This window comes from Haloterrigena turkmenica DSM 5511 (assembly GCF_000025325.1).
Lineage (GTDB): Archaea > Halobacteriota > Halobacteria > Halobacteriales > Natrialbaceae > Haloterrigena > Haloterrigena turkmenica.
The window spans coordinates 2,253,863-2,276,046 of the sequence record NC_013743.1 but is presented as its reverse complement, the minus strand read 5'-3'; the positions used below and the strand labels follow the sequence as shown (position 1 = coordinate 2,276,046).

Sequence of the window (22,184 nt, the reverse complement as noted above, 5' to 3'; positions counted from 1 at the left end):
CAAAAATCGGTTGTCTGGCGGCGTCTTCTCCGATAGCAGCCACGGCACCGGTGGACCGACACCGGAGCCGCCGCTTTTGAGTCTCGGGTTGCTAGCACGTACCGATGGCCGACTCCCGAGACCAGTTCGCCGTCGGCGGAATGAGCTGCTCGTTCTGCGCCGAGAGCATCCGGAAGGCCTACGACCGCACCGACGGCGTCGAAGACGCCGACGTGAGTCTCGCCCACGAAGAGGTCCGCGTGCGGTACGACGACGACCGGGTGAGCGAGATTGAGCTGAAGGACACGCTGCGAGACCTCGGCTACACCATCCGCGACCCCGACAAGCGCGAGCGGTTCCGAGAGCAGCAGGCCGAACTCGAGGCCGGCAAGCGACGCCTCGCGCTCGCCGGCGGCGCCTCGGCCGTCACTGCCGGGCTAATGCTGTGGATGATCGTCGTCGTCGGCCGATTCGAGTCGGACTCGCTGGCGATGGATCTCGTCGCGCTCGGTCTCGCGCTCGGAACGATGTTCGGTCCCGGGCGCTACATCCTCGAGAAGGCGATCAACAGCCTTCGACGAGGGATCTTCAACCAGCACGTGCTGCTCGAGGCCGGCGCCTTCGGGGGGTTGCTGGGTGGTCTGCTCGGCCTGACCGTCTTCCCGGCGTTCCCGACGGTCCACTTCTTCGCGGTCTCGGTCTTCGTCACGACCTACCACGTTCTCTCGGGGTACACCAGTCTGCTCGTCCGCACCCGCGCCTCGCGAGCGGTGCAAGACCTGCTCGAGCTGCGGCCCGACACCGCTCGCCGCGTGACTGACGATGGCGTCGAGGAGGTCCCTGTCGCCGACCTCGAGGAGGGCGACCGCGTCCGGATCAAGCCCGGCGAGAGCGTCCCCGTCGACGGCGCGGTCCGCGAGGGCGAGTCGACCGTCGACGAGTCGGTCGCTACCGGCGAGTCCGTTCCGGAGGAGAAGACCCCGGGCGACGAGGTGATCGGCGGCAGCGTCAACGAGACCGGCACGCTGCTCGTCGAGGTAACCGCGACGGGCGACGACGCGTTCCTGAACCGAGTCGCCCGCGAGATCGAAGCGGCCCGCGCGACGAAACCCGGGATCGTCCGGCTCGCCGACCGCGTCCTTCGGTACTTCGTCCCCGGCGTCCTCCTGATCGCCGCGCTCTCGTTCCTGTTCTGGCTGGTCGTCCCCGCCGTCTGGTCGGGCGGTCCGTTCGGCACGGGACCGAACGTCCAGCGGGGCGCGTTCGCCGCGCTCGCGGTCCTCGTCTTGGGCTATCCCTGTGCGCTCGGGATGGCGACGCCGCTGGCGCTCGTCCGCGGCGGTGGTGCCGCGGCCAGGCGCGGCGTCCTGCTGCGGTCGGCCGACGCCTTCCAGCTCCTGCCCGATATCGACCGCGTCCTCCTCGACAAGACCGGAACGATTACCGCCGGCGAACCGACCGTCGCGGAGATCGCGTCTTTCGGCGACGACCGGACCGACACCGACGTCCTCGCGACGGCGGCGACGGCCGAGGCGTTCAGCGAACATCCGCTGGCCGACGCCGTCCTCGAGTGCGCCGGCGAACGGGACGTCGCGTACGACGACCCCGACGCGTTCGACTCGGTGACCGGAACGGGCGTCCGCGCGACGATCGATGGCGACGAGGCACTGGTCGGGAAGCCCGACTGGCTCGCGTCCGCGGGCGTCGACGTCTCGAGCGCGGCCGGCGACCTCGAGCGACTCCGAGACCGCGGGCTCACCGTTTCCGGCGTCGCGCGCGACGGCGACCTGATCGGTCTGCTCGGAATCGGCGACGAGATCAAGGACGACGCCGCCGCGACCGTCCGACGGTTGCGGGACGCGGGAATCGCGCCCGTGATGATCACCGGCGACGACGAGCGGACGGCTCGCGCGGTCGCCGACGCGGTCGGTATCGACCGCGTGCTGGCCGACGTCCTCCCCGACGAGAAGCGCGACGAGATCCGCCGACTCCAAGCGGCGGGCCACCGTGTGGCGATGGTCGGCGACGGCATCAACGACGCGCCGGCGCTCACGCAGGCCGACGTGGGGATCGCGATCGGCGCCGGGACCGACGTCGCGATCGAGTCGGCCGACGTCGTCCTCGTCGGCGAGCGCCTCGGTGGCGTGGTCGACGCCTACGAGATCGGACGCGAGAGTTACCGGAAGACGCGACAGAACCTCCTCACGGCGTTCGCGTTCAACGGTATCGGCGTCGCGGCGGCGACGACGGGGCTCGTCCACCCGGTGTTCGCGATGATCGCGATGGTCCTGTCGGTCTCGGCCGTCCTCGCCAACAGCTTCGCCGGACAGTTGCTCTCGGGAGACGGAGTCAACGCGTCGTTCGCCGTCCGAGACGATTCGCGGGCGGCCGACTGACGGGCCGAAACCGGTTTCGCTACGCGGTTCCGGGAACCTCGTAGCCGGCCTCGCGGATGGCGGCGTGGAGGTCGTCTTCCGTCACGTCGTCTTCGCCGGCGTCGCCCTCGTGGTCGGCCTCGACGCGCGAGACGCCCTCGAGGTTCGTTACCGCGCTCTCGACGTTTCGTTCGCAGCCGTCGCAGGACATGCCGCTGACCGAGATGATCCGACGTTCCGTGTCCGCGGGGTCCCGCTCGAGCGGGAAGACCGTTCCGCCGGATCCGTTCGCGAGTCCGTATCGGTCGAGCGGACCCCGCGAGTGCTGGCCCCCGAACGGTAGTCACCGCGACCGTCGCTGAACACATGACGCGTACGGCCGTCATCGCCGGCGTCGGTCCCGGACTCGGTGAATCGCTCGCCCGAAAATTCGTCGCCGAGGGCTGTCAAGTCGGCCTGTTTGCCCGTTCGGAAGCGTACCTCGAGGAACTGGCCGACGACCTCGGCGACGATGCGGTCGCCGTTCCGACGGATATCACCGATCCGGATCAGGTGGAGGCGGGGTTCGAGACCGTCCGCGACGCGTTCGGTCCCGTCGACGTGCTGGTCAACCACGCCAGCGGCGGTGCGTGGCGGGGTCTGCAGGCGATCCCGCCGGAGGAGTTCGAGTGGGCGTGGCGCGTCTCGGCCTACGGCGCGCTGCTGTGTTCCCAGGCGGCCGTCGACGACATGCTTGCCGACGACGGCGGCACGATCATTTTCACCGGCGCGACGTCGGCGGTCCGCGGCCGCGAGGGAGCGATCGGCTTCAGCGCGGCCAAGTTCGCCGTCCGCGGGATGGCCGAGTCGATGGCCCGCGAACTTGGGCCCGAGGGGATCCACGTCGCCCACGTCGTGATCGACGGGGGGATCCGGCCGCCGCGGTTCGACGAGTCCGACGACGACCGAGACGAATCGGAGTTCCTCGACCCGGACGCCGTCGCCGACTCCTACTGGCACCTCGTGACGCAGGACCGGTCCTCGTGGACCCTCGAGTTGGACCTCCGACCCCACGTCGAGGAGTTTTGACTCGTGGAGGCGAGACCGGCGGAGCCTAGCGTTATCCCGTCGGGCGTCGATCGTTCGCTATGACCCGCGTCGCGCTGATCGCCCACGACGAGACGAAACCCGACCTGATCGAGTTCGCACAGACCCACGAGGACCAACTCCGGCAGTACGAACTGATCGCGACCGGGACGACGGGGAAACGGCTGATCGAGGAGACCGGCCTCGAAGTCGAGCGCAAGGAGTCGGGGCCGCTCGGCGGCGACCTGATGATCGGCGCCGAAGTCGCGGAGGGGAAACTCGACGGCATCGTCTTCCTCCGGGACCCGCTGCGAGCCCAGCCCCACGAACCAGACATCTCGGCGCTGCTGCGGATCTGCGACGTCCGCGACGTTGCGCTGGCGACGAACCGCTCGTCTGCGGAATTTCTCATCGAGGGGTTGGCCGACTGACTGCGCTCCCCTCGAGGCCCCGAATCGTCGACGGAGTCCGACGACGACGGCGGCGTCCGATCGAACCAGTCATTTAATATCCGGGCAGCGAACGTTCCCGTATGACCGTATACGAGAGCGACCTCCCCGGCGTCGGGAAGAAGTTCGAGGTCGAACTCGAGGACGGGGAGCGACTCGTCATCGTGACCCACAACACGGGGAAGCGTGAGGTGTACCTGAAGGCGAATCCGGACGCGGACGGGGACAAGCTGTTCGAGGTCTCGGATCGCCTCGCCCGGAAGATCGGAACGATTCTGGAAGGGGCCTACTTCCAGCCGGTGCAGGCCGAGGCGGTCGAGACGATGCTCTCGGACGACACGTATCTCGAGTGGTACAACGTCTCCGAGAGCGCCGAGATCGCTGGCCAAACCCTCGAAGAAGCGGATATCCGGAATCGAACGGGCGTCTCGATCGTCGCGATCCAGCGCGGCGGCGACCTGATCTCGCCGCCGACGCCGGAGACGGTCCTCGAGGTGGACGACACGCTCGTCGTCATCGGCGAGCGCGAGGAGTGCGCCGAGTTCGAGACGCTGTTGGGTGACGAGGTATAATCTCCCGATGACGGGTCCGTCGGAGGTGACCGCGAGTGGCTACTGCTGAATCGACCGCCCTGATCGACGTCGGGATCCTCTTCGGGGCCGTCGCGCTGGCCGGTCTCGTCGCGAACCGAATCAACCAGTCTGTGATCCCCTTTTACATCCTCGTCGGAATGCTGTTGAGCGAATACGTCGTCGGCAGGGTCGACTTTCCGGCGCTGCTCGGCACGGACTCGATCCCCCACGGATCCGACCTCGCGCTCGCTAACACCGACTTCGTTCACGTCAGCGCCGAGATCGGGATCGTCCTCCTCCTCTTTTTCCTCGGCCTCGAGTTCAACCTCGACCGGTTGATCGCCTCGAAAGAACGGATCGGGAAGGCGGGAACGGTGGATCTCGCGATCAACTTCGGCGCCGGACTCCTGCTCGGCTACGCGCTGTTCGGCTCGTTCCTCGCCGCCTTCCTCACCGCCGGGATCGTCTACATCTCCTCGAGCGCGATCATCACGAAGTCGCTGATAGATCTGGGCTGGATCGCCAACGACGAGTCCGATGCGATGCTCGGGTCGCTGGTCTTCGAGGACCTCTTTATCGCCGTCTACCTCGCGGTCGCGACCGCGCTGGTGCTCGGCGGCGGCGCCGTCGGCGAAGCGTTGGGCCGGATCGGCGTCGCGGTCGGCTTCATCCTCGTCCTCCTCTTGCTGGTCTACCTCGGAACGGAGTGGTTCCAGCGAAGCTTGGAGACCGACTCCCACGAGTTCATCGTGCTCCGAGCGCTGGGGATCACGGTGTTGCTCTCCGGGTTCGCGCTGTCGATCGGCGTCAGCGAGGCCGTCGCCGCCTTCTTCGTCGGCATGGCCTTCTCCTCGACCGAGCACGTCCACGACCTGGAGAACCTGCTCGAGCCGTTGCGGGACGCCTTCGCGGCGATCTTCTTCTTCTGGATCGGACTGTCGACCGACCCGTCGCTGTTCCTCGGCGTCGCGGGACTCATCGCCGTCGCGGCGGTGGCGACGACGCCGACGAAACTGCTGAGCGGCTACCTCGGCGGCCGGATCTACGACCTGAGCGAGCGCCGCTCGGTCCGGGTCGGCCTCGGGATGACCACCCGCGGCGAGTTCTCGCTGATCATCGCGAGCCTCGCGCTCTCCGGCGCCGGAACCGCGCTCCCCGAACCGATCGCGAGGGACGTCTACGCCTTCGCCGTCGGCTACGTCCTGGTGATGAGCGTCGTCGGTACGACGCTCATGCAGTACTCGAGCACGATCGAGTCCGTCGTCGTCCCGCGACTCGAGGCGGGGATCGGATCGGCGTCGCCGTCGAGCGACGACTGAGCGGCGGTTGAGCACTGACCGAGAGACGACTGAGCGACGGTTGGACGACCACCGACGGTCCGCAGGTTCGGGTTCCACCCGTTCGAAAAGGGATAGCTTCAACCTCCTCGAGTCCCCCGTGACCTCTATGCCACGGGCGGTCGTCTTCGACCTCGATTACACGCTGGCCGTCCCCACGCGGGACCGAGCGACGCTGCTCTCGGAGGCGACGACCGTCGCCGACGCGCCGTCTCTCTCCCGCGAGGAGTACCTCGCGGCCCACCGTCGGAACCTCACGCGCGAGACGCGCGAACCGATCTTCGCGGACCTGCTCGCAGAACTGGAGACGGACGCGGATCCGGCCGCGGTCGCCGACGCCTACCGGGAGACGATCGCCGACGCGCTCGAGCCGCTGCCCGGCGTCGAGTCGATGCTCGCGGACCTCCGCGGGGAGTACCGCGTCGGCCTGCTCACCAACGGCCCCGTCCGCGCCCAGCGGGACAAACTCGCGACGCTCGGCTGGGAGGACGCCTTCGACGCCGCGCTCGTCACCGGCGAACTCGAGGCCGGCAAACCGGACCCGCGCGCGTTCGAGGCCATCGCCGCCGAACTGAACGTCGACCCCCGCGACGCCGTCTACGTCGGCGACGAAGTCGAGGCCGACGTCTCCGGGGCGACCGACGCCGGCATGGACGCGATTCAGGTCCTCCTCGAGGACGGCCCCGACCGCGATCCGCGCGCGGTGGCCCACGTCGAACAGGCGTCGATCGCGACCGAACTGCCGACGATTCTTAGCGACCTCGCGTAAGGACGACGAGCGGGCGGCCTCGATTTGACGGTCGGTTCTCGCCGCTCAGGAGACCAGTCCGAGATACTCGTCCGCGATCTGGATATCCTGCTCGTCGAGACCGAGCAGGTACAGGGTTCCGAGGAAGGCGGCGGTGCCGGCCGCCCCGCCGGCGAAGACGCCAACCAGCCCGTCGAGGTACAGCCGGAGTCCGTACATGACGGCGGCGCTGACGGCGGTGGCGACGCAGGGCTTCCACAGCGCCAGCGAATAGGCGAACAGCCCTTCGAGGAACCACACCTCGAGGACGCGGACGACGTTCAGGGTCGCCAGGACGGTGGCCGTCGCGAGCGCGGCGCCGATCAGCCCGAACTCCAGGATGAAGTAGTAGTTGAGGACGACGTTACCGACGCCGAAGACGAAGTGGTTGCCCATCACGAGGTACTGGTGGTCGGTCATCGTCAGGAGGTCGTTGGCCGGCCCGGCGGCGGCGTTGAACAACTGTCCGGCGATAAACAGCGTGACGACGAGCGTCCCGGCGACGAACTCGGGACCGAACAGCGTGAGCACTTCGGTCCGGTAGACGTACAACGGGAGTGCGATGGCGACCGAGGCCGTGATCGACCAGCGGGTGACGGTCGCGTATATCGACTCGAGCGTGTCGTACTCCTCGTTCGAGTACAGCCGCGAGGCCACCGGGGGGAAGAACTGGTTGAAGCCGGCGAGCGGCATCGCGATCACGCCCGCGAGCAGGACGGCGATGTTGTAGATCCCGACGTCGGCCGAGGCCAGCAGGAAGCCGACCATGAAGACGTCGACGCGTTTGAACAGGAACGACGAGGCCTTCGAGAGCGTCAACGGCGCCGAGAAGTTGTAAAACTCGGTCGTCTCGGACCGAGAAAAGCGTCCGGACGGCCGGAGATCGGTTCGCGACAGCGAGTAGCCGATCCCGAACAGCGCGGCCATCACCGCCGCGACCGCGAACGCCGCCGCGATACCGAGCAGCGAGTAGCCGAGCGCCACGGCGGCCGCGATCGCGACGAGCCTGATCGTCGGTCCGACGACCATGATGACAGTCTTCTCGGTCGGTTTCTCGAGGCCCCGAACCGTACTCGAGGCGATCTTGCCGAGCGCCTGAAACGGCAACGCGATGGCGAAGATTCGGAGGGCGGTCGTCAGCATCGGGTCCTCGAGCGTGGAGGCGGTGATCGTCGGGGCGGCGGTGTAGACGATCGCCGCGGTGACGAGACTGGCGACGATCGTCGTCAGGTAGGCCAGCCCCAGCATCCGGCGCTGGTAGGCGGGATCGTCCCGGTTCGCCGAGAGGTACTTCGTGATCGAGACGTCGGTCCCGACGGTGGCGAACAGCAACACCGCGTTGAGGATCATCGTCCCGTAGGCGTAGATCCCGTACACGCTGGCGCCGAGCAGCCGGGTCAACAGGAGGTTCAACAGGAATCCGACAACGTTGACGACGACGGTGCCGAGATAGTGCAGCGACGCACCGTCGGCAACGGAGCGGAGATCAGCGATTCCGGCGGAGTCGTTCGACATCGTCGATTGATTCTCCGACGATCCCTTTTGTAGTGGGCCGGTTACCGCCCCCGCGGTCTCGAGACGGCACTTTGCTCCGCGCGCCGCTGGCGGTTCGCGCAGAGGCGGGACGACAGTCGGTCCAGCGGTCAGTATTCGAACGATGACTGTCGTCGCAACTCGTGATAATCGATCTGTAACAGGTCACCCGCTCCGGGAGATCACCGATAACAGGTTCGTAACAATGAGTGTTCGAAGCAAGTGACCGCTATGCGAAACGTCGTTTTGCTCTGTCTCGACTCCGTCAGGAAGGACACGTTCGACGCGTACGCCCGGCGGCTCGACGGGCGGGCCGACCTGTCGTACGAGCAGTGTCGGGCCGCGAGTTCCTGGAGCGCCCCGAGCTACGTCAGCATGGTGACCGGGGCGCTCCCGCACGAACACGGCGTTCACACCCACGACCCCTACGTCTCCGGGATCGATCGCTCGGAGACGCTCTTCGGGGACCTCGAGTCACACCGGGCGCTGGGGGTGAGTACGAACGTCTTCGCCGGCTCGCCGTACGGCTTCGACGCGTTTTTCGACGAGTTCGTCGACATTACTGAGGCCCACCGGTTTCCGGAGGGAGTCGATCCGGTCGCCGCTCGTTCGGCCAGCGACCGGTCGGGACCGGCCGTCTATCTCGACTTCCTCCGTACCGCGCTCTCCCACGACCAGCCGCTGTACAGCCTCGCCAACGGCGTTACCGGCTTCCTCGATACGGTCTCCGAGGACGCGCCGATTCCGAAGCTGTTCGACGACGGTGCGCGCGCCGTCGCCCGCACCTCGAGGCGGCTGATCGACGACACCGACGAACCGTTCGTCCTGTTCGGGTCGTTCATGGAGGCCCACACCCCGCTTCGGGACCTCCGTGCGTTCGATCAATCGCTTCACGCGGCGTCGAACGCGTTCACGACGGCCGATCGGACCGTCTGGGAACTGATGGAGGCCACCGAGGAGCACCGCGAGTTCCTCGAGACGCGCCGCGAGCTGTACGGCGCGGCGATCGACTACCTCGACCGGACCATCGCTGACTTCGTCGACTGGGTGCAGGCGAACACGGCCCGCGAGACGACGGTCGTGATCACCGCCGATCACGGCGAGAATCAGGGGTACAAGTGCGAGGACGGACTCGTCCGCCACAAGAGCAGCCTCTCCGAGGGGCTGTTACACGTGCCGCTGCTCGTCGTCAACCCGCCCGAGGGCTACCCCGAAACCGAATCCAAGTTCGTTTCTCACCTCGAGTTGCCGTCGCTGCTCGCGGCGATGGCCCGCGACGAAGTCGTCGATCCCACGACCGACCGCGTCGTCGCGGAACACGTCGGCATGAGCGCGGGTCCCGAACCGACCGAGCGACTGGAATACTGGGATCGGCTGATGCGGGCGGCCTACGACGGGTCGACGAAGTACGTCTGGGATTCGCTTGGGAACCGCCGCGAGTACGAGCTCGACCGCGATCGCCCGTGCTGGCAGCGCCGCGTCGACGACGAGAACGAGGCCCAGCGTGAAGCGGACGGTTCGAGCGGCGACGAACCACGAGGAGCCGTCCCCGACTGGGCGACCGACCGGTTCGAGACCGACGCGATCGAATCCAAGCGGCGGGCGCTCAAGGACACCGACGACGGCCCGACCGACGACATCGACGCGGGCGTACAGGACCGACTCGAGAAGCTCGGCTACGTCTAAGGTAGCAGCCGGATAACCGATCGTCACGGGAGACTAACAAAGGACGATGTGAGTCACGGGTTCGAACACATGGCTACTCGATCCGTTCTTCCGGAGCGATACTCGCTCGAGAACCTCCAGAAGGTCGTTCGAAATCCCAGGCTCCTCCAGAAGGAACTGTTCACGCTCGGTCTGCGGATCAACTCGCGGGCGGCCCAGTTTCGAAACGAGCGCCGAGGAACCGACGACGGCGTCGACGTGATGGACGCCGACTGGGACAACCTGCTCATCCTCGACGGCTGTCGGCACGATATGTTCGCCGTCCAGTCGGACCTGGAGGGGACGCTCTCCCGGAAACGATCCCGGGGAAGCGACAGCTGGGAGTTCATGGAGGCGAACTTCGCGGGAAAGGACCTCCACGACACGGTGTACGTCACCGCCAACCCCCACGTCTACGAACTCGAGGGCGACGTGTTTCACGCGGTCGTCGACCTCCTGGACCGGTGCTGGGACGAGGACGCTCGGACCGTCCGGCCGGACGCGGTCGTCGAGGAGGCGATCGCCGCCCGCGACCGGTTCCCCGACAAGCGGCTCATCGTCCACTTCATGCAGCCCCACTTCCCGTTTCTCGGCCCGACCGGGGAACAGTTCTCGCACAAGGGACTCGAGCATCACCTGGACGACGACGAGCGCTCGAGCGCGCCCAATCCCTGGTTCGGACTCATCCACGACCAGGATATCGACATCGAGACGGTCGTGGCCGCCTACCGGGAGAACCTCGATATCGTCCTGCCCCACGTCGAGTCCCTCCTCGAGGCGCTCGACGGAAAGAGCGTGGTGACCGCCGACCACGGAAACCTGATCGGCGAGCGCGGCGTTCCCGTGCCGATCCGGCTGTACGGCCACCCGCGCGGACTCCACGTCGATCAGTTGCTGACCGTTCCGTGGCTCGAGGTCGATGGCGCCACGCGCCGGGAGATCGTCTCGGAACCGCCGGTCGCGGCCGACGATGCCACCGATGCCGACGACGACGCGGTCGAGGATCGGTTGAGCGCGCTCGGCTACGTCTAGTCGCGGGCGGACGTCCGTCGGCCCCACTCGTTCGTCGCTCGGATGGACGCTCGCCACGAGGAGCAAACGCCTCTCGGCGGCTCTCGCCGTACCGACCCACTCCTTCTAAAAATATATCTACATAAATCCAATCATAATTATACATTTGGTCACGATACCATGATATTCTTCTAATTTTATTCAACAATTAAGAGAAGACTTATATAGGAAACGGAGAATTACAGCATCGTATGGCACGCGATCCTGCAGTATTGGATGATGGTGAATCCAGCGGTACGAACTCCGAGAGTGCAGATTACGGGGATAATAACACGTTACTTGACCGTCGCTCGTATCTGAAATTGGCGGGGGCAACGACGGCCGCGGCGACCGCAGTGACCGCAGCGAGCGGAGCTGCGAGCGCGGCCGACTACGACGTGATTCGGGCCCAGGGACAGACGATCAACATCGGCAGCGGGGAAACGTTCGAGAACAAACTGATCGATCTCACGACCGGCAGCAGCGTGCTGTTGATGGTCAACGGAGCGAACTCGACGATCCGGAACGTCGGCTTCAAAGGCCTCCACCGGGGCGACGGGTTCATGATCTCGATCAACGCCGGCCGCGGCGACGTGCTCGTCGAAAACGTCTATCTCGGCGACGGATCGACGAAGGAAGGCGCGGATTTCGTTCACGGGCCCGGCGCGGTCTTCATGCACCGGAACAACAGCGCCGACGTGACGTTCCGCCGCTGTAACGTACAGGGGTGGCCGAACAACGCCTTCTACTGTTCGAACACCGCCCACGGCGGCAGCGCCCGATTCGAGTACTGTTTCGGCAAGAACAACGGCGTTTCGACGTACCGCGTCGCGAGCGGGAGCGACGCGATCATCGGTTGCGTCGCGTACAACGACAACACCGACTACGGACAGGGTTACGGCGGCTACGGCGAGACGAACGGCCGCCCCGTCTGGGTCTGGAACGGTGGCGCCGTGACCATCCGCGACTCGAACTTCTCCGACGGCCCGTACCCGTACGCGCTGGTCGCCGGCGCGAACAACTCGCCCGGCCGCGCCAATTTCGAGAGCGGCGGCTACAGCGGCAACATCCGTCGGGGCGCCGGCTCGACCGTCACCGTCGGCAGCGCCGTCTCGAGCGATCCCGATCTCTCGATTCCCGACGGCGTTCCCACGTCGGCCGAGGCTGCGGCCTCGGGCGGCGAGCAGCGAACCCGCGGCGACCACGAGAACCTCCAGCACACCTACGAGTTCGTCGCCGAGGGCGAGAGTGAGCCGACCGACTACTACTTCGAGGTCGAGGAGGGGCCCATCGAGCCCTCGTCGTATAACGGCGCGACGATCGAACCGGAGTACACGTGGGTCAACGACGACGGCACGCGCGCCGCGGGCCGCGTCGTCGACGGCCGCCACGCCTGGGAGTTCGATTCGCCGCTCGTCGACGTCACCGTCGACGGCCCGGCCACTCCCCTCGTCAACGACCGGCAGTCGAACCTCGATCGCTACCCGCGTTCGGGCGCGGCCGGTGACGACTGGAAGGGTGACATGCCGTGGCACGCTACCGACAGCGGATCGTCGGACGAGCCCGTCGACGGCGGGAGCGACGCCAGCAACGACGGGACCACCGACGACGCCGATACCGACGACAGCACCGACGGCGAACGCGAGTTCGAACACACCTACGAGTTCGTCGCCGAAGGCGAGAGCGAACCGACCGACTACTACTTCGAGGTCGAGGAGGGCCCTATCGAGCCGTCCACGTACAACGGTGCGACGGTCGAGGAGCCCCGCATGTGGATCAGCGACGACGGCACGCGCGCCGCGGGTCGCGTCGCCGACGGCCGCCACGCCTGGGAGTTCGACTCGCTGCTCGTCGACGTCACCGTCGACGGCCCGGCCGAGCCGCTCGTCGACGACCGACCGTCGAACCTCGATCGCTACCCGCAGTCGGGTGCGACCGGCGACGGCTGGAAGGGCGACATGCCGTGGCACAACTCGCTCGAACACACCTACGAGTTCGTCGCCGAGGGCGAGAGTGAGCCGACCGACTACTACTTCGAGGTCGAAGAAGGGCCTATCGAGCCGTCCACGTACAACGGTGCGACGGTCGAGGAGTCCCGCATGTGGGTCAGCGACGACGGCACGCGCGCCGCGGGCCGCATCGTCGACGGCCGCCACGCCTGGGAGTTCGACTCGCTGCTCGTCGACGTCACCGTCGACGGCCCGGCCGAGCCGCTCGTCGACGATCGACCGTCGTATCTCGGCCGCTACCCGCTTTCGGGCGCGACCGGCGACGGCTGGAAGGGCGACATGCCGTGGCACGCCGATAACGACCCCGAGCACACGCTGTTGATCGACGGCGTCGGCATCATCGGCGAGACCAGCTACGACTTCCGCGTCAGCGGCGATGCCGAACCGACGAACTACCAGGGCGCATCGATCAACGACGATACGTCGATCGTGGACGGGCGCGTGAGCGGTTCGCTGCGGGGCTGGCGCGACGCCTTCGAGTTCAGCGGCGACCTCGAGTCGCTCACGATCAACGGCTCGGCCCGCGTCTACCTCGACGACGAGCGGGTCGATCCCAACGAGTACGGCGAGGAACTCGACCACGTCCTCACGATAGTCAGCAACGGCTCGCCTGCAAGCTACGAGGTGAGCGTCGACGGACGGATCGCAGCGATCGCCGGCGACGACTCGAGCGAGGCGGCCTCGATTCGGGACGGACGGACGGCCGTCGGCGCGATCGACGCCGGCTATCACCGGTTCCGCTACTCGGGATCGGTGACGGACCTCGCGTTCGACGAGGGGACGGCGTTCGTCTATGCCGATCAGGACCGAATCACCCCCGACGACTACTGAACTGAGCCGGCGAGGGGCCGCCGCCCGAACCGTGGGCGGTCAGCGCTAGAACGATTCCGTTTTTTCCGCCCGACTCACCGCTTTCACGACGTCCGTCGCCCGTTTGACGGCGGCGCCGCTCTCGACGAACACGAGCGTTCGCGGCGGCTGCGTCGCCTTCGGGCGCACTCGCAACTCGAGGTCGGCGGCCGCCTCGGCCGCGATATCCTGGCCCGTCTCGAACTCGAGTCGGGCCCGGTCCTCGTGGACGAAGACGCGCGCGATCCGTTCGGCGTCGTCCGAGCCAGGGGACGCGAGCGCCACGTCGTAGGCGCGCGCACCGTCGGCCGTCGGCTCGACGTCGCGGTCGGCGTTCGCGACCTCGATCGACGCGAGTTCGTCGTCCTCGCGGCCGTCGAGTTCGGAGGCGAGCAGTTCGGCGATGCGGCGGCCGTCGGTGATCCGCTCTTCGACCATGGGAGGCGGTCGGCGGCCTGGAAACTAACGCCCTTCGGCTTCCGCGTCGGCGAGGGCCTCGCGCGCGACGGGGACCAGGTCGCTCACGTCGACGCCCTCTCGCCGGGCGTAGACGACCGCGGCGGTTTCGATGGTCAGGCCCAGTTCTTCCTGGAGCTGGTTGATGGCGCCGACCGCCTCGTGTTTCTCCATTCCCTCGGCGACGAGCGCATCGAGGACGCGTTCGAACGCCGAGCGCTCCTGTAAGAGCTCCTCGTCGGGGACGAACTCGTCGGGGACGGTCACCGCGGCGGGATCGAACGTCACCTCGAGGGCGTCGTCGGTGCGCTCGAGGAGGCCGTCTTGCGTGGCGACGTCGATCAGGCGTTTCGACTGGTCGGGCGAGAACCAGTCGCGGTCGAGCGAGAGCGCGACCACGAACTCGTTTTCCTGGAGGCGCCGGGTGCCGTTCTGGATGAACGGGGCGGCGACCGCGACGCGAAGGCTCATAGAATGAGGTCGCCGGAACGGCGAGATAACGGTGGCGGTTCCGCGCCGCCGTTGCAATGACGGTCGCAGTCGCCCGGACGGCGTCAGTCCGAGGCGCGACCGCTCCCGCCGTTGCGATCGGCGCGGGACGGCGGCGGGAACTCGGCGGCGGCCGGTTCCGGTGTCTCCGGTAGGACGCAGCGCTCGGATTCCTGGTTGACGTGCCGGTAGCGGTCGGGGGCGTTCGCGAGCGGGTGGGCCGGGTTCTGTCCGCTGTCGATGCGTGCGGCCCTGACCTCGCCGAACCCGGTGAGCCGCGCTTCGATACCGCGCCAGTGGTGGCGCGACGCGGGCGGGATCGAGACCGGACGCGGCGGTTTGCCGTCCGGATGGTTCGTCGCGAGGATGGTGCTGTTGACGTTGCTGGCCAACGAGTCGTGGTCCACGAGCACGCCGACGCAGGCGTCTCGCGGCGCGCGAGCGGCCAGCACGTCGAGACCGAGATGGAGCGCCCGATACTCGGCGACGTTGTTGTCCGGGGGCGCGTCCGCGGTCGCGACGCGGGCGACGCGGGTGCCGTCGCGCGTTTCAATGACAGCGCCCAGTCCGCCGCCCGACTCTCGGAAGGAGCCGTCGGTGGCGACGTAGAAGTCCCGATGGTGGGTCCGCGGGGGATGGGCGATGTGCGGTGTGGGCGACTCGTCGAACAGGTCCCGCAGGTTGGACCGGCCGTGAGCGGCCATACGACCGAGTAAGCCGTTCGACCACTTAACTATTCTGTCCACGATAACAAATGCCACACGTTGAGTTACCATGTGATACTGTGACAAACAACGGTACGGCCCGTTTATTGATATATTCTGTCTGATATTAACGGGAAAATTTTCAGCATCGATGAGAGTCATCTGTCACCGACTGTCATCGCTCGCTATTTGTGTTACCATACCTATGTGTTTTCGAGCGGTGCGTGCGACGAGCTGTTCGGGGCACCGAAACACTACACGCGGGCCCTGCTCGAGAGCGTTCCCAGGGCGTCGACCGACGAGCGCGAGCGCGACCGGGAGACGTTGGCCGGCGACGTGCCGTCGCCGCGGAACCCGCCCAGCGGCTGCCGGTTCCGGACCCGCTGTCCGATGGTGATCCCGCCCGAAGACCTCGACATCGAGCAGGAGACCTACCGCGAACTCATGACCCTCCGCGAGCGGATCTCGCGGCGGGACGTCTCGCTCGAAGCCGTCGGAACCGACGAGCGGTCCGATATCGCCGGCGGCGGTGCGTCCGACGAGGACGTCCCCGCTGCGACCGAAGCGCTGAAGAATCGGTTACTCGAGACCGAGTTGCCACCGCGTCACGAGGCCGTCGTGGACGAGGCGCTCGCGGAGCTCGCGGCGGGCGACTGGGCGGCCGCCGCCGACCGGTTGCGGGCCGAGTACGAGAGCGTCTGCGAACGGGAGGCGCTCGACCTCGGCGATGGCTCGCATACGGTTGCCTGTCACCTCCACGGGGCGGCCGCCGAGCGGACGGCCGGTCCGAGTTCGTGGACGTGATCGACCGCGGTCGAACCGCGCGGCTCCGGCCGGATGAAATCTTCCGGCGATACCATTCGGTAATATCGGATGCCTGCCCGCAGTCGGCGGGTTTTGGGGAGGCACGAGCCGACTGTTCAGCCGATCGCCCCTATCTGTGTTGGCAGTAGGTGTAATATGGCCGGACGCCTTCATCGAAGTATGAACGACGCGAACGCCACCCGGATGGAAGCGGCCTGCTCCCTTCTCGCCGAGTCCGAACGCCGATTCCTGCTCTACCAGCTCGCCGAGAACCGCGGCGCCCACCTCGAGGACGTCGTGAGCCGAATCGCCGCCTGGGAGTTCGACGTCCACCCGGTCGAGATCGACAAGGAGGACCGGCAGCGGATCTACGTCTCGCTTGTTCACAACCACCTCCCGCGACTCGCCGACTACGATATCATCGAGTACGACCTCCGCAACGGCGATATCGTGCTCGCCGACGGGTTCGACGACATCAAGCCGCTGCTCGAGCAGTTCCGGCAGACCGAGGAGGAGCCGGAAATCCGCGAACTGCCGTCGCTCTAACCCTCGAACGTCGCAGGAGCGTGTCTCGTCGTATCGCGGCCGCCTATTCCGATCAGCGTTCAGTCTTTTCCGCTTCCCGTCCGCCGATCCCAGCTTCGGTATTCCGGACAGCGATCCCAGTTTCGAATCGAAACACGTAGAACCGTGCCGACGAGACGGCCGATATGAGCCGCATTCGCGATCTCGTTCGCTTTCTCGCGCTCGCGACCGTCTGGGGCTCCGCGTTCGTCGCGATCAGCGCCGGCCTCGAGTACTTCCCGCCGGTGTTGTTCGCCGCTTTCCGGTACGACGTCGCGGGCGTCCTGATGCTCGCCTACGCCGCCGTCGCGGTCGACGACTGGCGACCCCGCGGCCGCGGCGAGTGGTCGCTGGTCGCCGTCGGCGCCGTCCTGTTGATCGCGGCCTACCACGCCTTCCTCTTCATCGGCCAGCAGCACACGACGGCGGCCGCGGCCGCGATCGTCGTGAGCCTCTCGCCGGTGCTGACCACCGGGTTCGCGCGCCTGCTCGTCCCGTCGGACGCGCTCTCGCCGGTCGGCGTCGGCGGTCTCCTGTTCGGCCTGCTCGGCGTCGCGGTCGTCGCGCGTCCCGATCCGTCGAACCTGCTGTCGGTCGACGCCGTCGCGACGGGACTCGTCTTCTGTGCGGCCGCCGCCTTCGGACTGGGCAGCGTCCTCACGCGCCGAATCGACGCCTCGCTCCCGATCGAGACGCTGGAAGCCTGGTCGATGATCGGCGGCGCACTCCTGATGCACGCCGTCAGCCTGGCGCTCGGCGAACCGCTCGAGCCGTCGGCGTGGACCCATCCCGAGGCGCTCGGCGCGCTGGGCTACCTGTCGCTGGTCGCCAGCGCGCTCGGCTTTCTGCTCTACTTCGATCTGCTCGAGCGGCTGGGCGCCGTCGAGATCAACATGGTCTCCTACGTCGCACCGATCGTCGCCGCCGTCGTCGGCTGGCTCTACCTCGGGGAAGTCATCGACGCGACGACGGCCCTCGGCTTCGGCTTCATCGCAGTCGGGTTCGTCCTCGTCAAGCGACGGGCGCTGCGCGAGGAGTTCGGGCACGCACTGGAGTGGGGCCGGTCCTCGAGCGAGTGAGTCGACGACCGGTCGAGAGTCCCCGCGGCCGCGTACGGCGCAGGCCGGGAGAGATGGAAGACTCGAGCGGCTATCGGCCGGGATCCGGTCGGTAGCGAGGATCGATTTCAAAACTGCGCCGAGAGCCGACTGCTCGTCGATCGAAGACCGCGAAAAATGAAGCGTCCAGCCCGATAGCGCGATTACTGGAAGCCGATCCGACTGTCGCGGCGACCCGTCGGTCCGGGGCCGCCCGATCCGCCGCCCTGGAACTCCTCTTCGATCTGCTCGTAGTAGTCGAGGATGTCGTCCGTGATCGTCGGGCGGACGTTCTCCATGGCCTGTCGGAAGTGGCGCATCTCGACGATGTCCGCCTCCTCGTCCTCGCGCAGGGCCTCGATAGCCGCCTCGCGGGCGATCGACTCGAGGTCGCTGCCGACGTAGCCGTCGGTGATCTCGGCGATCTCGCGTAGCGTGACGTCCGCGGCCAGCGGCGTGTTCTCGGTGTGGATCTCGAGGATGCGTTCGCGGCCGTCGACGTCGGGTTCGCCGATCATGACCAGTCGGTCGAACCGACCCGAGCGCAGCAGCGCGGGGTCGATCATGTCCGGCCGGTTGGTCGCGCCGATGACCATCACGTTCTCCATCTCCTCGAGCCCGTCGAGCTCCGTCAGGAGCTGGTTGACGACCCGCTCGGAGACGTTCGAGCCGGTTTCACCGCCCCGGCCCGGCGCGAGCGCGTCGAGCTCGTCGAAGAAGATGACCGTCGGCGAGACCTGCCGCGCCTTGCGGAAGGTCTGCCGGATGGCCTTCTCCGATTCGCCAACCCACTTGCTGAGCAGCTGCGGGCCGCGCACCGAGATGAAGTTCGCGTTGGTCTCGTTGGCGACCGCTTTCGCCATGAGCGTCTTCCCGGTGCCCGGCGGTCCGTACAGCAACACGCCGGCCGGCGGATCGACCCCCAGCCGGTCGAACCGCTCGGGGTTCGACAGCGGCCACTCGACGGACTCCTGGACCTGTTCCTTGGCGCTGTGGAGACCGCCGACGTCGTCCCAGGAGATCTTCGGGAGTTCGACGAGCACCTCCCGCATCGCCGAGGGTTCGACCTCGTTGAGCGCGCCGCGGAAGTCTTGGCGCTTGACGATCATCCGGTCGATCAGGCTCGGCGGGATGTCCTCCTCGTCGAGATCGATCTCCGGCAGGTAGCGCCGGAGCGCCTTCATCGCGGCCTCCTTCGTGAGGCTCTCGATGTCGGCGCCGACGAAGCCGTGGGTCTCGTCGGCCAGGTGACCGAGGTCGACGTCGTCCGAGAGGGGCATTCCGCGGGTGTGGATCTGCAGGATCTCCTCGCGGCCGACCTCGTCCGGGACGCCGATCTCGATCTCGCGGTCGAACCGACCCGGCCGGCGCAGGGCGGGGTCGACCGAGTCCACGCGGTTGGTCGCCGCGATGACGATGACCTGACCGCGGGACTCGAGGCCGTCCATCATAGTCAGCAGCTGGGCGACGACGCGGCGTTCGACCTCGCCGGTGACGTCCTCGCGTTTGGGCGCAATGGAGTCGAGTTCGTCGATGAAGATGATCGACGGCGACTCCTCGGTCGCGTCCTCGAAGATCTCGCGTAACTGCTGTTCGGACTCGCCGTAGTACTTGGAGATAATCTCCGGCCCCGCGATCGAGAAGAAGCTCGCGGAGGTCTCGTTGGCGACGGCCTTCGCGAGCAGGGTCTTCCCGGTGCCCGGCGGCCCGTGGAGCAGGACGCCCTGCGGGGGCTCGATGCCGAGCTTCTTGAAGATCTGCGGGTGTTTCATCGGGAGTTCGACCATCTCCCTGACCCGCTGGATCTCGCTTTGCAGGCCGCCGATGTCCTCGTAAGTGATGCCGCCGCCGGTCTTCTCGAAGCCCGAGATGGGCTCCTCGCGAAGCTCGACGTCGGTGTCCTCGGTGATGAGGACCACGCCCTCGGGTTCCGTCTCGACGGCAATGAGCGGGATCGCCTGGCCGGGCGACCGCATGAACGGATGGTTCGTCGAGGACATGACCGGGACGATGTCGCGGCCGACGACCGGCCGCTTCAAGATCTGTCGTTTCACCATGCCGGCGGCGTCGGAACCGAACTGGACCGACGCCTCCTCGGGGGGTGCGAGGGTGAGCTTATCCGCCTTCGTGGCTTCCGCCTTGCGGATCGTTACGCGTTCGCCGATCCCCACGTCGGCGTTCTGACGGGTGAACCCGTCGATGCGGACCGTATCGGTGTTCCAGTCCTGCCGGTCGGCGCGCCACACCTTCGCGGCGGTGGTGTCGGCGCCTTCGATTTCGATGATGTCGCCCGGACTCAGCTTCAGATGCAACAGCGTGTCCGGGTCGAGTCGGGCGATACCACGACCCGAGTCGTTCGGGTACGCCTTCGCAACCTCCAGTTGAACTTCGTTCATGATTCGGGATGGACGGCGATGTCAGTGATTCCGCTTCGTGAGCGGATAGGTTTTTTGCTAGCCTACGTCGTTGCCTGTGCCACTTGATACCACATCTAACTGGTACGGCAGCGTACATAGATGTACCGGCATCGGTCGGTTTTGGTGGTACCGACACCGCCTCGAGGACACGGCGTGTGACCGTCGCTCCGCCGGCTATTTCGCGGCGAGAAGATGCCTTTTTGATCGTTCCCCCCGGCGACCTAGCTATGCAAGTCCTCGCGTTCGACGGCCGCATGGGCGCAAGCGGCGATATGATTCTCGCCGCTTTGCTCGATGCCGGCGCCGATCCCGACGTCCTCGAGGCCGTGACGGACGGCCTCGCGGTGGAGTACGAAATCGACGAGACGGTCAAGTGCGGGATCGCGTCGACGACGGTCGACGTGTTCCTGACCGGCGATTCGGCCGTGGACCCCGACGGGCACGACGGCGACGAGAACCACCGCACTCTCGATGCGGACGATCCCGACCGCGACGAGGACAGTCAGGGTCACGACCACGCACACGAGCACGGCGGACACGGCCATGCCCACGGCGACGGACAGTCCCACGAGGAGAACGGCGTCCGCGCCGAGGGCCACGGCCCCCACCGGAGCTACCAGGAGGTCTGCGACATCGTCGCGGGGATGGGCCTCGAGCCGGCGGTCGAACGCGACGCGCTCGCCGTCTTCGAACTGCTCGGCGAAGCCGAGGCCAGCGTTCACGGCGAGTCCATAGAGGAAATCCACTTCCACGAGGTGGGGGCCGACGACGCCATCGCCGACGTGGTCGGTGCCGTCCTGCTCGTCCACGACCTCGAGCCCGATCGGATCGTCACGACGCCGCTCGCGACGGGCGGCGGCAGCGTCTCGATGAGCCACGGCGAGTACCCCGTTCCGACGCCGGCCGTCGTCGAGATCGCCGAACGCGCGGACTGGTCGCTGCGCGGCGGCCCCGTCGACGCCGAACTGCTGACGCCCACTGGCGCCGCCATTCTGGGCCACTTCGCCGACGGCGTCGACGCGCTGCCGTCGCTCGATCTCGGCGGAGTGGGCTACGGTGCCGGCGGCTACGACCTCGACCCCCACCCGAACGTCCTCCGGGCGCTGGTCGGCGACGCGCAGGGGGAACTCGTGAAAGACGACATCGCCGTCCTCGAGACGAACCTCGATGATGCGACACCGGAGGTGCTGGGCGGCCTGCAGGAGACCCTCGCCAACGCGGGCGCGCGAGACGTTTCGATTCTACCGGTGACTATGAAGAAGTCCCGTCCCGGCCACCTCGTGAAGGTGATCTGTAAGCCCGCGGATCGCCAGCGCGTGGCTCGAGCGCTGGCCGAGGAGACCGGGACGCTGGGCGTACGAGACGCCGGAGCGACCCACCGGTGGATCGCGAATCGGTCGTTCGAGACGGTGGAACTCGAGGTCGACGGAGGGACCTCCGAGGTGACCGTGAAAATCGCGAGCGACGCTGACGGCGAGGTCTACGACGTGAGCGCGGAGTACGACGACGCGCTAGCGGTGGCTCGAGAGACGGGGCTGGCGGTTCGGGAGGTGCTCCGGCGGGCCGAGACGGCGGCCTGCGAATCGATCGAAATCGAGGCGACCGGTGACGAGAAACGCGGTCGGGAGGGGTAAGACGGTCGCGAGCGGTTCCGGGACCGACGGCGCGGTCACCCGTCGTCTCGCGACGTGGTCCTGTCGGCGAGTATGACGGATGCGTTCAGTCGTCCATCGTCGGCCCGTCGACGGGACGGGCGCCTCGGTCCACTGATCGCTCGAGAGGTCGTCGCTTTTGTCGTTTTCATACACTTCGTTGCCACGATTCGAGAGAAGCGCTGCGGAGACGTGGACTCGTCCAGCGTGTTCAGGACGATGCCGCACCTGTTATGTTGCCACATCGAGTCCCGAATCGTCAGGTTCTCCCCGCACTCGAGCCCGAGTACCC

Annotated in this window: 18 protein-coding genes and 1 pseudogene; 13 read left to right on the top strand and 6 right to left on the bottom strand. The window is 67.1% G+C overall.

The annotated features are described in order from the left end of the window. Nucleotides 1-104: 104 nt before the first annotated feature. Entirely contained in the window at nucleotides 105-2,375 is a 2,271-nt protein-coding gene (locus tag HTUR_RS10810) for a heavy metal translocating P-type ATPase (protein WP_012943364.1), read from the top strand. Between the two features lie 19 nt (nucleotides 2,376-2,394). Here HTUR_RS10810 and HTUR_RS10805 read toward each other — a convergent pair whose 3' ends face one another. Then, on the bottom strand, nucleotides 2,395-2,580 hold the full coding sequence (locus HTUR_RS10805; protein ID WP_264183109.1) for a heavy-metal-associated domain-containing protein: 186 nt from the start codon (nucleotides 2,578-2,580) through the stop codon (nucleotides 2,395-2,397). A 140-nt stretch (nucleotides 2,581-2,720) separates the two neighbouring features. Between HTUR_RS10805 and HTUR_RS10800 the strand changes: the two genes are divergently transcribed. The 5 genes from HTUR_RS10800 (at nucleotide 2,721) to HTUR_RS10780 (ending at nucleotide 6,546) form a co-directional block, all read left to right on the top strand. Further along, nucleotides 2,721-3,422: an SDR family oxidoreductase gene (locus HTUR_RS10800; RefSeq protein WP_012943362.1), complete on the top strand. Its 702-nt coding sequence runs from the start codon at nucleotides 2,721-2,723 to the stop codon at nucleotides 3,420-3,422. 59 nt (nucleotides 3,423-3,481) lie between these two features. Then, entirely contained in the window at nucleotides 3,482-3,850 is a 369-nt protein-coding gene (locus tag HTUR_RS10795; protein WP_012943361.1) for a methylglyoxal synthase, read from the top strand. Nucleotides 3,851-3,951: 101 nt separating this feature from the next. Beyond that, nucleotides 3,952-4,440 carry a cation:proton antiporter regulatory subunit gene (locus HTUR_RS10790; RefSeq protein WP_012943360.1) on the top strand — a complete coding sequence of 163 codons (489 nt, stop codon included), beginning with the start codon at nucleotides 3,952-3,954 and terminating at the stop codon, nucleotides 4,438-4,440. A gap of 35 nt (nucleotides 4,441-4,475) precedes the next feature. Beyond that, a complete protein-coding gene (locus tag HTUR_RS10785) occupies nucleotides 4,476-5,759 on the top strand; it encodes a cation:proton antiporter (RefSeq protein WP_012943359.1) in 1,284 nt (427 codons plus the stop codon). Between the two features lie 127 nt (nucleotides 5,760-5,886). Continuing rightward, nucleotides 5,887-6,546 carry an HAD family hydrolase gene (locus tag HTUR_RS10780; RefSeq protein ID WP_012943358.1) on the top strand — a complete coding sequence of 220 codons (660 nt, stop codon included), beginning with the start codon at nucleotides 5,887-5,889 and terminating at the stop codon, nucleotides 6,544-6,546. Between the two features lie 45 nt (nucleotides 6,547-6,591). Here HTUR_RS10780 and HTUR_RS10775 read toward each other — a convergent pair whose 3' ends face one another. Further along, entirely contained in the window at nucleotides 6,592-8,079 is a 1,488-nt protein-coding gene (locus HTUR_RS10775) for a flippase (protein ID WP_012943357.1), read from the bottom strand. Nucleotides 8,080-8,328: 249 nt separating this feature from the next. On the opposite strand from HTUR_RS10775, the gene HTUR_RS10770 reads away from it, so the two are divergent. From HTUR_RS10770 to HTUR_RS27355, 3 genes are all read left to right on the top strand, one after another. Continuing rightward, the gene (locus tag HTUR_RS10770) at nucleotides 8,329-9,783 is read left to right on the top strand and encodes a sulfatase-like hydrolase/transferase (protein ID WP_012943356.1); all 1,455 of its coding nucleotides are present in this window, start codon (nucleotides 8,329-8,331) and stop codon (nucleotides 9,781-9,783) included. A gap of 69 nt (nucleotides 9,784-9,852) precedes the next feature. Continuing rightward, nucleotides 9,853-10,833, top strand: coding sequence for a hypothetical protein (locus HTUR_RS10765; RefSeq protein WP_012943355.1), 981 nt, complete (start codon nucleotides 9,853-9,855; stop codon nucleotides 10,831-10,833). A gap of 230 nt (nucleotides 10,834-11,063) precedes the next feature. After that, nucleotides 11,064-13,691: a hypothetical protein gene (locus HTUR_RS27355; protein ID WP_012943354.1), complete on the top strand. Its 2,628-nt coding sequence runs from the start codon at nucleotides 11,064-11,066 to the stop codon at nucleotides 13,689-13,691. A 45-nt stretch (nucleotides 13,692-13,736) separates the two neighbouring features. Here HTUR_RS27355 and HTUR_RS10755 read toward each other — a convergent pair whose 3' ends face one another. From HTUR_RS10755 to HTUR_RS10745, 3 genes are all read right to left on the bottom strand, one after another. Next, entirely contained in the window at nucleotides 13,737-14,147 is a 411-nt protein-coding gene (locus tag HTUR_RS10755) for a hypothetical protein (RefSeq protein ID WP_012943353.1), read from the bottom strand. Between the two features lie 24 nt (nucleotides 14,148-14,171). Further along, the gene (locus tag HTUR_RS10750; RefSeq protein WP_012943352.1) at nucleotides 14,172-14,636 is read right to left on the bottom strand and encodes a DUF2240 family protein; all 465 of its coding nucleotides are present in this window, start codon (nucleotides 14,634-14,636) and stop codon (nucleotides 14,172-14,174) included. A gap of 83 nt (nucleotides 14,637-14,719) precedes the next feature. Beyond that, entirely contained in the window at nucleotides 14,720-15,358 is a 639-nt protein-coding gene (locus HTUR_RS10745) for a hypothetical protein (RefSeq protein ID WP_012943351.1), read from the bottom strand. A 219-nt stretch (nucleotides 15,359-15,577) separates the two neighbouring features. Between HTUR_RS10745 and HTUR_RS10740 the strand changes: the two are divergent. The 3 genes and pseudogenes from HTUR_RS10740 to HTUR_RS10730 form a co-directional block, all read left to right on the top strand. Beyond that, nucleotides 15,578-16,162, top strand: a pseudogene (locus HTUR_RS10740) (oligopeptide/dipeptide ABC transporter ATP-binding protein); the annotation flags it as partial. 180 nt (nucleotides 16,163-16,342) lie between these two features. After that, nucleotides 16,343-16,708: a DUF7344 domain-containing protein gene (locus HTUR_RS10735; protein ID WP_012943350.1), complete on the top strand. Its 366-nt coding sequence runs from the start codon at nucleotides 16,343-16,345 to the stop codon at nucleotides 16,706-16,708. Between the two features lie 164 nt (nucleotides 16,709-16,872). Further along, on the top strand, nucleotides 16,873-17,805 hold the full coding sequence (locus HTUR_RS10730; protein ID WP_012943349.1) for a DMT family transporter: 933 nt from the start codon (nucleotides 16,873-16,875) through the stop codon (nucleotides 17,803-17,805). A gap of 182 nt (nucleotides 17,806-17,987) precedes the next feature. On the opposite strand, the gene HTUR_RS10725 is transcribed toward HTUR_RS10730, so the two are convergent. Beyond that, nucleotides 17,988-20,219 (bottom strand): CDC48 family AAA ATPase, encoded by a 2,232-nt coding sequence (locus HTUR_RS10725; RefSeq protein ID WP_012943348.1) that lies wholly within the window; start codon nucleotides 20,217-20,219, stop codon nucleotides 17,988-17,990. Nucleotides 20,220-20,467: 248 nt separating this feature from the next. Here HTUR_RS10725 and larC point away from each other — a divergent pair, with 248 nt between their 5' ends. Continuing rightward, entirely contained in the window at nucleotides 20,468-21,874 is a 1,407-nt protein-coding gene (gene larC / locus HTUR_RS10720) for a nickel pincer cofactor biosynthesis protein LarC (protein WP_012943347.1), read from the top strand. The last annotated feature ends 310 nt before the right edge of the window (nucleotides 21,875-22,184 follow it).